Consider the following 12,973-nt stretch of genomic DNA (forward strand, 5'->3'; position numbering starts at 1 on the left):
GGAGCGCGGAAGAGACATGAGCAACCTGTCCGTGGTGTCGGATGTTTCATCCGTTCCGACCGTCGTCGTTCCCGAGTCCGTACGGTTCAGGGCCGCCTGCCCGGACTGCCGCGCACGGTTCGAGCTGACAGCGGGCGCCATCCGGCTCGCGATCGGTGCCACCAGCCGGACGACGTTCTACTCCTTCACCTGCCCCGAGTGCGACGCCGCGGTCCGCAGGACCGCGGGGGAGCGGATAGTGGAGCTGCTCACCGACGGCGGCGTACGGACACTGCGCCTGCACACCGGCCGGTAGAAGACGGACGGCGGCGGGCGCCCCTCAGACAGATCACATCGGTCCTCTGGACCCGGACACGAGAAACATCGAGGCTCTGCGGATGTTCTGGCCCATGCTCGCCATCGCCCTGGGGTTCCTCGGCATCGCCGTCCTGGGCGTGCTGGCCATCAGGGTGTTCATCGAGGCCCAGCGCCTCGGTCACCAGGTGACGCGTACCACGGAGCGCATCAACCGGGCCGCGGAGGATCTGGAGCACGCGGCCACCGATCTCGCGGCCACGGGTGAAACCCTGAGGTAGGCGGCCTGTTCGATCCGGGCGGGCGCGGCCTCCTGTTTCTCAGTTCCGGGGGGTACGCTGCTGGTGGCGGCCTGGGCAGGGAGGTGCTGGCCGCTAGCCAAAGTATGCACGGGCATTGCCTCGCGTTTACTCCTGCGGGTTACGATCGCTCCCAGCGAAGAGGTCGGACGAGTGTCCGATCCAAGGGCAGTCCGACCCAAGGGCAGCGAGCCCACCTCCAGCCGTCTCAGCGAGAAGGAAGCACATCATGGGCAATCTGAAGCCTCTAGAGATCGTTCTGATCATTGCTGTCGTTCTCCTGTTGTTCGGTGCCAAGAAGCTTCCTGACATGGCCCGTTCGCTCGGCAAGTCGGCCCGCATCCTCAAGAGCGAGGCCAAGGCCATGAAGAAGGACGACGAGCCGGCGACCACGACGGACGCGGCCGCCGCGGACCAGGCGGCCCAGCAGCCCGCCGCCGCGCGCACGATCCAGGCCTCCCCCGGCGATGTGACGAGCTCCCGCCCCGTGAGTGAAGCGAAGCCCACCACCCAGAGCTGACAGCTGCCGCGTTCCCGGCAGCTGCCGCACGAGACGAGGGAAGTGGGTTGCTCAAGTCTGCCCGCAAGCAGGAGAAGGACGTCGAGGGGCGGATGCCTCTCGCTGATCACCTGCGTGAGTTGCGTAACCGACTGCTGATCGCGGTCCTGGCGGTCATCGTCATCACCTCGGTCACGGCCTTTTTCTACAAGGACCTGATCGACTTCCTGATCCGCCCGATCCTGGAGTCGGTCGGCTGCACCAACGGCAGGAAGGTCCAGGAGAACGGCCACCCGTGCGCCGAGATGACGGTGAACGGTCTGGTCGCGCCGTTCTCCATCGCGCTCAAGGTCTCCCTCATGGCGGGAGTGGTGCTCTCCACCCCCGTCTGGCTCTACCAGCTCTGGGCGTTCCTCGCGCCGGGTCTGCACAAGCACGAGAAGAAGTACGCGCTGAGCTTCGTCGGCGCGGGTGTGCCGCTGTTCCTCGTGGGTGCCGCGCTCGCCTACAAGCTGATGCCGCAGACGGCCGCGGTCCTGCTCGAATTCACCCCCGAGAACACGACGAACCTGCTGCCCGTCGACGACTACCTCAACATCGTCACGCGCATGGTCGTCGTCTTCGGTCTCGCCTTCGAGCTGCCGCTCCTGCTCGTCCTGCTGAACTTCACCGGGGTGCTCACGGCCAAGCGGCTCGCGGGCTGGTGGCGCGGCATGGTCATGGGCATCACGATCTTCGCCGCGGTCGCCACGCCCACGGGCGACCCGCTGACGATGATCACGCTGGCAGCCCCGATCGTGCTGCTCTACTTCCTCGCACTCGGTATCTGCCTGGCCAACGACCGGCGCAGGCGACGGAACAACCCCGACGCCGAGCTGGACGACGACGAGGCGTCGGAGCTGGACCTCACTCCCGAGGACATCGGTGACATGGAGAACGTCTCGGCGGCGCGGCCCTCGCTGCCCGAACAGGCCGACGGGGAACGGGACGGCGGACGATCGCCTCGGTCGAACGGTTACGACGACATCACCTGACCTTGTAGGGTCCCCGGGTGACCAGCGAGATCACCCTCTTCGTCAATCCCACCGCAGGACGCGGCCGGGGCGCGCACGCCGCGCAGCCGGCCGCTTCCGCGTTGCGGGACGCCGGATTCTCCGTCCGTACGGTCCTCGGTGAGGACGCCGACGACGCGTTGCGGCGGGCCCGGGACGCCGTGGCCGGGGGGACCGGCGCGCTCGTGGCGGTCGGCGGGGACGGGATGATGTCGCTCGCCCTGCAGGCCGTGGCCGGTACCCGGACGCCGCTCGGTGTCGTGGCCGTCGGAACCGGCAACGACTTCGCCCGCGCCCTCGGCCTGCCGATACGGGATCCGGCCTCGGCCGGCCGGCTGGCCGCCGAGGCGCTCAAGGGCAGCCTCGTCCGCGAGATCGACCTCGGCCGGGCCGGAGACCGGTGGTTCGGGTCCGTGCTCGCCTCCGGCTTCGACTCCCGGGTCAACGACCGGGGCAACCGGATGCGCTGGCCCGGCGGCCGGTTCAAGTACGACCTGGCGATCCTCGCCGAACTCGCCGCGTTCCGGCCCATCGCCTACCGGATGAGCCTCGACGGCGGCCCGGTCCAGGAGATCGCGGCGACCCTCATAGCCGTCGGCAACGGATCGACGTACGGCGGCGGCATGCGGATCTGCGCGGACGCCGTCATGGACGACGGGCTGTTCGACGTGACCGTGGTGGGCGACTGCAGCCGCACCACCCTGCTCAAGGTGTTCCCCAAGGTCTACAAGGGCACCCATCTCAGCCACCCCGTCGTCACCACGCACCGGGTCTCCTCCATCTCCCTCGAAGCAGTCGGTGTCACCGCGTACGCGGACGGCGAACCGCTCGGCGCGCTGCCCCTGACCGCGACCTGCGTCAAGGGCGCCGTCAGAGTGCTCGGGGCGGGTACTGCTGCCGGTTCTGCCACGGTGAACTAAAGATCGCGTCACTGTCGGACCCGGCGGGTAGGCTCGTGGACAAGATGACAGAGGACCTCTCACCAGCTGAGCGATACCAGGCTTCCCGGATCCGAGCCGCCGAGCAGGCGACCGCTCTCGGGCCGTTCCGCGAGATGTACGAATTCGATCTGGACCCCTATCAGATCGAGGCCTGTACGGCGCTGGAGGCCGGTAAGGGCGTCCTCGTCGCCGCGCCGACGGGCTCGGGCAAGACGATCGTCGGCGAGTTCGCCGTGCACCTCGCCCTGGAGCAGGGCCGCAAGTGCTTCTACACCACCCCGATCAAGGCCCTCTCCAACCAGAAGTTCGCCGACTTGGTCAAGCGCTACGGTGCGGACAAGGTGGGCCTGCTCACCGGCGACAACAGCGTCAACGCCGATGCCCCGGTGGTCGTCATGACCACCGAGGTGCTGCGGAACATGCTGTACGCGGGCTCCCAGGCACTGAGCGGGCTCGGCTACGTGGTGATGGACGAGGTGCACTACCTCTCCGACCGCTTCCGGGGCGCGGTGTGGGAGGAAGTGATCATCCACCTGCCCGAGTCCGTGACGCTGGTGTCACTGTCGGCGACCGTGTCCAACGCCGAGGAGTTCGGTGACTGGCTGGACACCGTCCGCGGAGACACCGCCGTGATCGTCTCCGAGCACCGTCCGGTACCGCTCTGGCAGCACGTGCTGGCCGGACGCCGGATGTACGACCTCTTCGAGGAGGAGAGCGACCACGGCGGCCGCGGCTCCGCCCGCCGCGAGGTCAACCCCGACCTCGTCCGGCTCGCCCGCATGGAGAACCAGCGCGGATACAACCCGCGCGAGCGCCGGCGCGGAAAGATGGTGCGCGAGGCGGACCGCGAGCGCGAGCGGCGCCAGCGCAGTCGGATCTGGACACCCTCGCGGCCGGAGGTCATCGACCGGCTGGACGCCGAGGGGCTGCTGCCCGCCATCACGTTCATCTTCAGCCGCGCCGCCTGCGAGGCCGCCGTCCAGCAGTGTCTGCAGGCCGGGCTGCGGCTCAACGACGAGGACAAGCGCCGGCTGGTGCGGGAGATCGTCGAGGAGCGGACCGCGTCCATCCCCGGCGAGGACCTGCACGTCCTCGGTTACTACGAGTGGCTCGAAGGCCTGGAGCGGGGCATCGCCGCACACCACGCGGGGATGCTGCCGACCTTCAAGGAGGTCGTCGAGGAGCTCTTCGTGCGCGGGCTCGTCAAGGCGGTCTTCGCGACCGAGACGCTGGCCCTCGGCATCAACATGCCCGCACGCTCCGTGGTCCTGGAGAAGCTCGTCAAGTGGAACGGAGAGCAGCACGCCGACATCACCCCCGGCGAGTACACCCAGCTGACCGGCCGGGCCGGACGGCGCGGGATCGACGTCGAGGGTCACGCGGTGGTGCTCTGGCAGCGCGGCATGGACCCCGGAGCGCTCGCCGGACTGGCGGGTACGCGTACGTATCCGCTGCGCTCCAGCTTCCGGCCCTCCTACAACATGGCCGTCAATCTGGTGCAGCAGTTCGGCAGGCACCGCTCGCGCGAACTGCTGGAGACCTCCTTCGCACAGTTCCAGGCGGACCGGTCGGTGGTCGGGATCTCCCGCCAGGTCCAGAAGAACGAGGAGGGCCTGGAGGGCTACAAGGAGGGAATGACCTGCCACCTCGGTGACTTCGAGGAGTACGCGCGGCTCCGCCGCGACCTCAAGGACCGGGAGACGGAGCTCGCCAAGCACGGCGCGTCGCAGCGGCGGGCCGCGGCGGCGGCCTCCCTGGAGAAGCTCAAGCCCGGCGATGTCATCCACGTGCCGACCGGGAAGTTCGCCGGGCTGGCACTCGTCCTGGACCCCGGACTGCCCGCAGGGCGGACCAACGGGCACGGGCACCGGGGCATGGAGTACCACGACGGGCCGAGGCCCCTGGTGCTGACCGCCGAACGGCAGGTCAAGCGGCTCGCCTCGATCGACTTCCCGGTGCCGGTGGAGGCGCTGGAGCGGATGCGCGTCCCGAAGTCGTTCAACGCGCGCTCACCGCAGTCCCGCCGCGATCTGGCCTCCGCGCTGCGCACCAAGGCCGGGCACATCGTGCCGGAGCGGCACCGCAAGGAGCGCTCCGGCGCCGCCGACGACCGCGAGATCGCCCGCTACCGGGCCGAGTTGCGCGCGCACCCCTGCCACGGGTGCGACGAGCGCGAGGACCACGCGCGGTGGGCCGAGCGCTACCACCGGCTGCAGCGGGACACCCGGCAGCTGGAGCACCGCATCGAAGGGCGTACCAACACGATCGCCCGCACCTTCGACCGGATCGTCGCGCTGCTCACCGAGCTCGACTACCTGCGCGGCAGCGAGGTCACCGAGCACGGCAAGCGGCTTGCCCGCCTCTACGGGGAGCTGGACCTGCTGGCGAGCGAGTGCCTGCGCGCCGGTGTGTGGGAGGGGCTCAACCCCGCCGAACTCGCCGCGTGCGTCTCGGCGCTGGTGTACGAGGCCCGGCAGGCCGACGACGCGGTGGCGCCCAAGCTGCCGTCCGGACCGGCGAAGACGGCGATGGGCGAGATGGTCCGGATCTGGGGGCGGCTCGACGCCCTGGAGGAGGACTTCAAGATCAACCAGGCGGAGGGGGTCGGACAGCGCGAACCCGACCTCGGCTTCGCCTGGTCCGTCTACATGTGGGCGTCCGGCCGGACGCTGGACGAGGTGCTGCGCGAGGCGGAGATGCCCGCCGGCGACTTCGTGCGCTGGTGCAAGCAGGTGATCGATGTGCTGGGGCAGGTGGCCGCCGCGGCGCCGCGCGAGGGCAGTTCAGTGGGACGCAACGCACGCAAGGCCGTTGACGAGGTCCTGCGGGGAGTGGTGGCCTACAGCTCGGTGGGGTGAACCGGCGAGGGCGGGTCGCGGGCTGCGAAGGGGTCACCCCCGCAGCCTGCTCCCGCAACCCGCCCCTCGGGTACGCCCGGTCGTCAGTGGGCGGTCCGTGCGCCGACGGCTGAGCCGAAGCGGGCCTTCGCGACCGGGTGGCCCAGCGACTCCGGGGTGAAGAGGATCGAGCCCGTCCCGGTCGGTCCCGTCTTCGAACCGGGGATGACGCTCACCGCGCCCGTCGCCAGGTACTTCCCCGGCGCGCCGACCGCCAGGTCCGCGCGCCCGTCCGCGTCGAAGTCCCCGGCCGTCACGGAGCTGCCGAACTGGTCGTTGCCCTCCATCACGCCCATCACCCCCGGCGAGTCCAGGGTCAGCTTCCGGGCGCGGGAGGCGTCCAGTCCGGTCGTCTTCCCCGGTACGACGGTCAGCGCCCCCGCGTTCTGGATGCCGTCGGAGTCGGGCTCACCGACCACGGCGGTCACCAGGTCGGCGTGCCCGTCGCCGTCGGTGTCCGCCAGGACGCCCGCGGTGCCCGGTTCCACCGGGCCGCCGTAGGGCACCCCCTCGCCCAGCCCGGCGGCGGTGCCCGGGAACATGCGCAGCAGGAACTCGTCGGGGCCGTCGGAACCGTTGGTGTCCACGACCACGTCGTCCCGGCCGTCACCCGTGATGTCACCGGTCACGACGCTGTAGCCGGTGAAGGGCAGCCCGGTCCGGCCGATCGGCCGCGTCTTGAGGCCCTGCGCCGAGCCCGGCAGCACGCCCAGGGTTCCTTCGTCGGCCCCGTCGTCGAAGTACGCCTGTGTGACCAGGTCCGTAAAGCCGTCGCCGTTGATGTCGCCGGAGGAGATCGGTCCCATTCCGGCGCCGCCGCCGGGCGGGGCGTACGCGGTCATCGCCGGTTCGTCGATGTCCCGCAGATCGCTCGCCCCGCGTACGACGTTCACCTTCGTGTCGGTGGCGACCGCGATGTCGTCCCGGCCGTCGTGGTTGAAGTCCCCGACCGTCAGGCTGTCGCCGAAGCCCTCACGCGCGGAGGGCTTCGGGTTGTGGAAGGCGATGGCGTCGCTGCCCAGCCCACCCTTGGCGCCGAAGACGACGGTGACGGCGCCCGCGCCCGCCACCGTCCCGATGGCCTCGCCGCCGGAACCGATCACCAGGTCGGTGTACCCGTCGCCGTCCACGTCGCCCATGGCCACCGAGGAGCCGAACCGGTCACCGGCCTCCGGCACGCCGGGAATTCCGGCCGTGTCCTGGGTGATGCCCTTGTGCCGGGTGACCCGTAGGCCCTGCTTCGTGCCGTAGACGAGGGAGACGTAACCCGCCTTGGCGTAGCCCTTGATGGTGCCCTCCGGGGCGCCTGTGGCGAGGTCGCCGAAGCCGTCGCCGTCCACGTCGCCCGGCGCGGACGCGGCCGCCTTCCGCGGGGTCTCCGACGCTGCCGTCGCGGTGTGAACCGGCGCCGCTGAGGCGGCTGGTGCCACCAGAGCGCCCGCCGCCACCGCTGTCGCCAGAGCCCTACACGCCATCAGATGCCGCGCCATGCGCCCACTCCCGTCCCGGTACTTCCCGAATGCCACCACCGGCTGCCCGAGGGGCCGCCGGTAGCTGCCGTCAACCCACAAGACCGGTGAGAGGGATGAATAGTTGCGGTCGTCGTGACGAACGGCGGGAGAGGGCGGGTGTCCGCGCGTCACACTCCGGGCACGCGGACGCCCGCACCGTGGGGTGATCCGCGGTGCGGGCCGTCACAGCCCAGGGGCGCGTTCTACGACCTGCCCCTGCTGCTCTTCAACGACGCCCCCGCGCAGACCAGACCGAGCAGAGCGGTCAGGCCGCCGATGATGACGTTGTTGAGTACGACGCCCATGTCCGGGCTGCTGCCCACCACCCAGGGCGAGATGATCATCCATGCGCCCATGGCGCAGATGGCCCAGCTCAGGCCATACATCCTCTGCGGCATCACGGTGAACCCGAGACCCAGCACGGCGATCGCGATTCCCATGATCAGGTTGTGGTTCACCAGGGTGGTCTGGCTTGTCGTGAAGTGCAGCACCCAGGGCGAGATGGCGCAGTACAGGCCGACCAGGAACACCGGTCCGTCCACGAGTGCCACATCGCGACCACCCATCACCCGGTCGTAACGATCGCGCATTTCGGAGGCGTCGGGGTGTCCGGCCAAGTCGTGGCCGGCGTGCGAGACGTTTGACATGAGGTTCGTCTCCTTCGCTCCCGCAGGCCAGTGAGCGCCTTGTGCGATGAGCGGCCTGCTCTGCCATTCTGCTCTTATTTGTGCCTTATGTGTAGTTTCCAGGCGGTCGAATTTCGTCGGGAATCGCGACGACGCGCGCCCCCGGTGGATGCCGGGGGCGCGCGTCGTTCAGTGGTGAGCGGTTACTTCGGGGGCATCAGGACGGAGTCGACGATGTAGACCGTCGCGTTGGCGGTCGGGACGTTGCCGCAGACGACCTTCGAGGAGTCGTTCACGGTGTACTCCATGTTCGAACCCGACGTCGTCAGCTTGCCCTTCTCCAGGGTCTCGAAGGAGCCCTTGTCCAGCTGCTTCGGCGCCAGCTTCTCGCCCACCACGTGGTAGGTGAGCACCTTGGTGAGCTCGGCCTTGTCGGCCAGCAGCTTGTCCAGGTCGGCCTTCGGGATCTTGGCGAAGGCGTCATTGGTCGGGGCGAACACCGTGATGTTCTGCGCGTTGTTCAGGGTGTCGACCAGCCCGGCCTTCTTCACGGCGGTGACGAGGGTGGAGAGTGCCGGGTTGTTGGAGGCGGCCGTGGCGACCGGGTCCTTCGCCATGCCGTCGAAGGAGCCCGAACCGCTCTTCGGTACGGAGGCGCAGCCGGGACCGAAGGGCTTGTCCATGTTCATCGAGTCGCCGGCGGAAGCGGAGGCCGATGCCTTCGCGGAGCTGGCGGTGGAGCCGGAGGCGCTGTCCTTGGAGTCGCTGGAACAGGCGGTCAGGGCCAGCGGGAGTACCACCGCCGCGGACACGGCGACGGCGGCGCGGCGGATGTGGAGGGCGTTCATGATGTTCTCCTGAATCGGTTCGGGTAACTGATTGATTACGTCAAGCGAGCGAGGGGGAGTGTGTGAGCCCGGGGCCGTGCTCCCGCACGGGAGCAGGGCGATGCGGCGGGGGCGTCCGCTCAGGACACGTCGACCACCACCGAGTGCCAGCCGGTCGCCCCGTTGGGCACCGTGCCGACCCGCTTGTCGGTCTGGGTGACGCCGGTACGGTCCGTCGCGCGGACTTCGAGGGTGTGGTTGCCGGAGGTGGCCGGCCACTCCCACACCCACTGGCGCCAGGTGTCCCGGCTGTCCTCCGCGGCCAGCCGCGCGGTGTGCCACGGTCCGCCGTCCACCCGGACCTCGACCCGCGAGATCCCGCGGTGCTGGGCCCAGGCGACCCCGGCCACCGGGATCGTGCCGGGCTTCGGGGAGGCGAACGGGCGGGGGGTGTCGATCCGCGACTCGGTCTTGATGGGGGCCTGCTGGGACCAGGTCCGCTTGACCCAGTAGGCGTCGTAGTCGTCGAACGTGGTGAGTTCGATGTCCTTCATCCACTTGCAGGCCGACACGTATCCGTACAGGCCGGGAACGACCATCCGGACCGGGAAGCCGTGCTCGAAGGGCAGCGGCTCACCGTTCATACCGAGGGCGAGCATGGCGTCGCGGCCGTCCATCACCGTCTCGACCGGGGTGCCGATGGTCATGCCGTCCACCGAGCGCGTGATGATCTGGTCGGCGGGTCCGCCGCGGGACGGCGGCTTCACCCCCGCCTCGCGCAGCAGATCGGCCAGCCGCACCCCGATCCAGCGGGCGTTGCCGACATACGGTCCGCCGACCTCGTTGGACACGCAGGTCATGGTGATGTCGCGCTCGATGATCTCGCGGCGCAGCAGGTCCTTGAAGGTGAGCTCCACCGGGCGCTTCACGCCCTTGCCGTGAATCCTCAGCTTCCAGTCGTTCGCGTCGATGCGCGGGACGACCAGGGCCGTGTCCACCCGGTAGAAGTCCTTGTTCGGCGTGATGAACGAGCCCAGCCCCCGGATCCGCAGATCGGCGCCGGCCGGTACCGCCGGCGCCGCGGAGGCGGGCACGGGCAGCACCAGGTCGTGACGTGAGGCGGTCGCCCCGGCCTGAACGGCGGAGGTAAGCCGGCGGCCCAGCACCCCGGCGCCCGCGGAGGCCGCCGCCGCGGCGCTCGCCGCGATGACGAAGCCCCGCCGGTCGAAGGTGCGAGGCGCCGGCCCCCCGCCCCTCCCGCCAGCCGCGGGGGAGGGACCGGGAACCAGGGCGAGCCGTCCGACCAGGAGATACAGCACCCCTGCGGCCAGTACGGCACCCACCACAGAGGGCAGTGCGTCGGCCGGCCGGCCCTCAGGCCGCCCCACCGCCGCGACCGCCCCGACCACACCGAAGACCAGGACGGCAGCCGAGCCGATCCGCCGGTGCCGCAGCGCGAGCACTCCGATCACCACGGCGAAGCCCGCCAGCAGAACCAGGATTCCCAGCTCCAGAACCAGCTTGTCGTTGGTGCCGAAGTTCCGGACGGCGAAGTCCTTCAGCGCCGGGGGAGTGCGGTCGATGACCGCCCCGCCCACCGCCGTGACCGGACCCGCCTCCGGACGGACCGCCGCCGCGGCCAGCTCGGCGACGGCCAGGGCGCTGAACCCGGCGATCAGACCGCTGAGCGCGGCGAGAGCGGCTCGCGCCCAGCGGGACCGCCGGGACCCTCGGGCCCCGTCCTGCGCATCGTTCTGATCTTCGCTCACACCGGGGATTCGGCGCCGGTCGCCCGGCGGATTGGTCCCTCACCCGAATGGATGAGAGTGGATCACCGCCAATCCGCGGTGCCACCTGCAACGAATCACACGCGAGAGGCATCCGCCGCTGCCCCGGAAACAGAAGGAGGGGCGAGTGGCGCCGGTGCTCGAAGGGAGCGGTATGACAGGGATGCGGCGACGGACAGCCGTGGTGGGCAGCGGGGTGGCCGGGCTGACGGCCGCCCACATCCTGCGCACAGCCCACGACGTGACGCTGTTCGAGGCGGACGGCCGGGTGGGCGGCCACGCGCACACCCATGACCTGCCCGCGTCGGACGGCCGCGTCCACCGGGTGGACTCCGGGTTCATCGTGCACAACCGGCGCACCTACCCGCACCTGCTGCGGCTCTTCGCGGAACTCGGCGTCGCCACGCAGGAGTCGGAGATGAGCATGTCCGTGCGGTGCGAGGGCTGCGCACTGGAGTACGCGGGCGCCCGGGGCGCGACGGGCCTCCTCGCCCGGCCCGGGTCGGCCCGCAATCCGGCTTATCTGCGGATGCTGGCGGCGGTGCCCCGCTTCCACCGGTCCGCCCGGCGCCTGCTGGCGGACGGCGGACCCGGCGCGGACACCATGACGCTGGGCGAGTTCGCCGCCCTCGGCCGCTTCTCGCCGTACTTCACGGCCCACTTCCTGACCCCGCTGGTCTCCGCCGTCTGGTCCTGCGACCCGGTGACCGCGATGCGGTACCCGGCCCGCTACCTCTTCCGCTTCCTCGACCACCACGGGCTGCTCTCGGTGACCGGCTCCCCGGTGTGGCGGACCGTGACCGGCGGATCGGGCGCCTACGTCGAACGGGTCACCAAGGAGCTCGGCGCCGTCCGCACCTCGACCCCGGTCCGTGCGGTGCGCCGGCACCCCGACGGCGTGGAGATCACCACCGCCGACGACACCGCGGAGCAGTTCGACTCCGTCGTCATCGCCACCCACCCCGACCAGGCGCTGCGCCTGCTCGCGGACCCCACGGACGAGGAGCGCGACACCCTCGGCGCGTTCCGCTACTCCCGCAACCCGACCCTCCTGCACACCGACACCCGGCTGCTGCCGAGCGCCCGAGGGGCCCGCGCCTCCTGGAACTACCTGATGCCGTCCTGCGCCGCGAGCCCCGACCACGTCACCGTCAGCTACGACATGAACCGGCTCCAGCGGCTCGACGCCCCCGAGACCTTCGTCGTCACGCTGAACGGCGCAGACCGTGTCGCCCCCGGACTGGTCCGCGCCCGCATGGTGTACGAACACCCCGTCTACACCCCGGAGTCGGTCGCGGCGCAGGCCCGGCTGCCCGCCCTGTCAGGGCCGCGCACAGCTTACGCGGGGGCGTACCACGGCTGGGGATTCCACGAGGACGGCTGCCGCTCGGGGGCGGACGCGGCCCGAGCCCTGGGGGTGGACTGGTGAACGCCCTCTACCCGTGCATCATCGCCCATGTGCGGTCCGCGCCCGTCACGTACGCGTTCCGGCACCGCACCTACCTGTGGCTGATCGACCCGGACGGACCGCCGCCGCTGCCCGCCGCCCTGCGGGTCCTGGCCCGCTTCGATCCGCGCGACCACTTCGGCGGCACCGCCCCCACCATCCGGGCCGGTCTGAGCCGGTTCCTGGCCGCGAACGGCATCGACCTCGCCGACGGAACCGTGCGGATGCTCACCCAGGCCCGGGTGTTCGGCCACGTCTTCAACCCGCTGACCGTCTACTGGTGCCGCCGCGCCGACGGCACCCCGCTCTGCACGGTCGCGGAGGTGCACAACACCTACGGCGAACGGCACTGCTACCTGCTGCGCCCCGACGCCGCCGGACGGGCCTCCACCGAGAAGGAGTTCTACGTCTCGCCGTTCTTCGGCGTCGACGGCGCCTACTCGATGCGGCTCCCGGAGCCCGGACCCCGACTCGAACTGGCGGTGCGTCTGGAACGGTCCGGAACGCGGCCCTTCACCGCCACCGTGCGCGGCGTACGACGCCCGGTGACCCCGCGCGTACTGCTCCGCCTCGCGCTGCGCCACCCCTGGTCCACGGCGGTCGTCTCGATCGCCATCCGGCTGCACGGAATCCGCCTCCTGCTGCGCGGACTCCCCGTGCGGCCCCGTCCCCGCCACACCGTTCAGGAAGGAATGCAGTGAGCGTGTCCACGTCCCACTCCCCGTCGCCCCACTCCGCGTCGCCCCCGGCCACCTCGCCCCCGGCGGCCGTCCCGTCCCAGGTTCCGCCGTCC

The 12,973-nt window shown here is 70.6% G+C and carries 12 protein-coding genes; 8 read left to right on the forward strand and 4 right to left on the reverse strand.

Going from position 1 to position 12,973, the window contains the following annotated elements; translation table 11 throughout:
• Positions 1-16: 16 nt before the first annotated feature.
• The 6 genes from ACZ601_RS21195 (at position 17) to ACZ601_RS21220 (ending at position 5,943) form a co-directional block, all read left to right on the forward strand.
• Positions 17-295, forward strand: a complete 279-nt coding sequence (locus ACZ601_RS21195; protein ID WP_311306654.1) for a hypothetical protein — start codon at positions 17-19, stop codon at positions 293-295.
• Between the two features lie 82 nt (positions 296-377).
• A complete protein-coding gene (locus ACZ601_RS21200) occupies positions 378-575 on the forward strand; it encodes a hypothetical protein (RefSeq protein ID WP_073737398.1) in 198 nt (65 codons plus the stop codon).
• Positions 576-819: 244 nt separating this feature from the next.
• Positions 820-1,113: a Sec-independent protein translocase subunit TatA gene (gene tatA, locus ACZ601_RS21205; RefSeq protein ID WP_327340513.1), complete on the forward strand. Its 294-nt coding sequence runs from the start codon at positions 820-822 to the stop codon at positions 1,111-1,113.
• Between the two features lie 47 nt (positions 1,114-1,160).
• Positions 1,161-2,126: a twin-arginine translocase subunit TatC gene (tatC, locus tag ACZ601_RS21210; protein ID WP_469540161.1), complete on the forward strand. Its 966-nt coding sequence runs from the start codon at positions 1,161-1,163 to the stop codon at positions 2,124-2,126.
• A gap of 17 nt (positions 2,127-2,143) precedes the next feature.
• Entirely contained in the window at positions 2,144-3,064 is a 921-nt protein-coding gene (locus ACZ601_RS21215; RefSeq protein ID WP_469540164.1) for a diacylglycerol kinase, read from the forward strand.
• Positions 3,065-3,108: 44 nt separating this feature from the next.
• Entirely contained in the window at positions 3,109-5,943 is a 2,835-nt protein-coding gene (locus tag ACZ601_RS21220) for a DEAD/DEAH box helicase (protein ID WP_469540645.1), read from the forward strand.
• A gap of 83 nt (positions 5,944-6,026) precedes the next feature.
• Here the strand turns inward: ACZ601_RS21220 and ACZ601_RS21225 are convergent, their stop codons facing one another.
• The 4 genes from ACZ601_RS21225 to ACZ601_RS21240 all read right to left on the reverse strand — a co-directional run bounded on the left by ACZ601_RS21225 (position 6,027) and on the right by ACZ601_RS21240 (position 10,625).
• Positions 6,027-7,472: an FG-GAP-like repeat-containing protein gene (locus ACZ601_RS21225; protein WP_469540166.1), complete on the reverse strand. Its 1,446-nt coding sequence runs from the start codon at positions 7,470-7,472 to the stop codon at positions 6,027-6,029.
• 224 nt (positions 7,473-7,696) lie between these two features.
• A complete protein-coding gene (locus tag ACZ601_RS21230; RefSeq protein WP_440575785.1) occupies positions 7,697-8,140 on the reverse strand; it encodes an SPW repeat protein in 444 nt (147 codons plus the stop codon).
• A 182-nt stretch (positions 8,141-8,322) separates the two neighbouring features.
• On the reverse strand, positions 8,323-8,967 hold the full coding sequence (locus ACZ601_RS21235) for a fasciclin domain-containing protein (protein ID WP_440575786.1): 645 nt from the start codon (positions 8,965-8,967) through the stop codon (positions 8,323-8,325).
• Positions 8,968-9,086: 119 nt separating this feature from the next.
• Positions 9,087-10,625: a molybdopterin-dependent oxidoreductase gene (locus tag ACZ601_RS21240; RefSeq protein WP_469540648.1), complete on the reverse strand. Its 1,539-nt coding sequence runs from the start codon at positions 10,623-10,625 to the stop codon at positions 9,087-9,089.
• A 262-nt stretch (positions 10,626-10,887) separates the two neighbouring features.
• On the opposite strand from ACZ601_RS21240, the gene ACZ601_RS21245 reads away from it, so the two are divergent.
• Together ACZ601_RS21245 and ACZ601_RS21250 are read left to right on the forward strand one after the other, a co-directional pair.
• On the forward strand, positions 10,888-12,162 hold the full coding sequence (locus ACZ601_RS21245; protein ID WP_469540170.1) for an NAD(P)/FAD-dependent oxidoreductase: 1,275 nt from the start codon (positions 10,888-10,890) through the stop codon (positions 12,160-12,162).
• Positions 12,156-12,881 (forward strand): DUF1365 domain-containing protein, encoded by a 726-nt coding sequence (locus tag ACZ601_RS21250; RefSeq protein WP_469540651.1) that lies wholly within the window; start codon positions 12,156-12,158, stop codon positions 12,879-12,881. Before ACZ601_RS21245 ends, ACZ601_RS21250 begins: the two co-directional genes overlap by 7 nt.
• Positions 12,882-12,973: the final 92 nt, after the last annotated feature.

It is taken from the genome of Streptomyces sp. NPDC104307 (assembly GCF_055584045.1).

Bases quoted from the DNA above. Each gene is read 5' to 3' on its own strand.
- ACZ601_RS21230 (WP_440575785.1), bottom strand. From the start codon at position 8,140: ATGTCAAACGTCTCGCACGCCGGCCACGACTTGGCCGGACACCCCGAC.
- ACZ601_RS21225 (WP_469540166.1), bottom strand. From the start codon at position 7,472: ATGGCGCGGCATCTGATGGCGTGTAGGGCTCTGGCGACAGCGGTGGCG.
- ACZ601_RS21195 (WP_311306654.1), top strand. From the start codon at position 17: ATGAGCAACCTGTCCGTGGTGTCGGATGTTTCATCCGTTCCGACCGTC.
- ACZ601_RS21220 (WP_469540645.1), top strand. From the start codon at position 3,109: ATGACAGAGGACCTCTCACCAGCTGAGCGATACCAGGCTTCCCGGATC.
- ACZ601_RS21200 (WP_073737398.1), top strand. From the start codon at position 378: ATGTTCTGGCCCATGCTCGCCATCGCCCTGGGGTTCCTCGGCATCGCC.
- ACZ601_RS21235 (WP_440575786.1), bottom strand. From the start codon at position 8,967: ATGAACGCCCTCCACATCCGCCGCGCCGCCGTCGCCGTGTCCGCGGCG.
- ACZ601_RS21245 (WP_469540170.1), top strand. From the start codon at position 10,888: ATGACAGGGATGCGGCGACGGACAGCCGTGGTGGGCAGCGGGGTGGCC.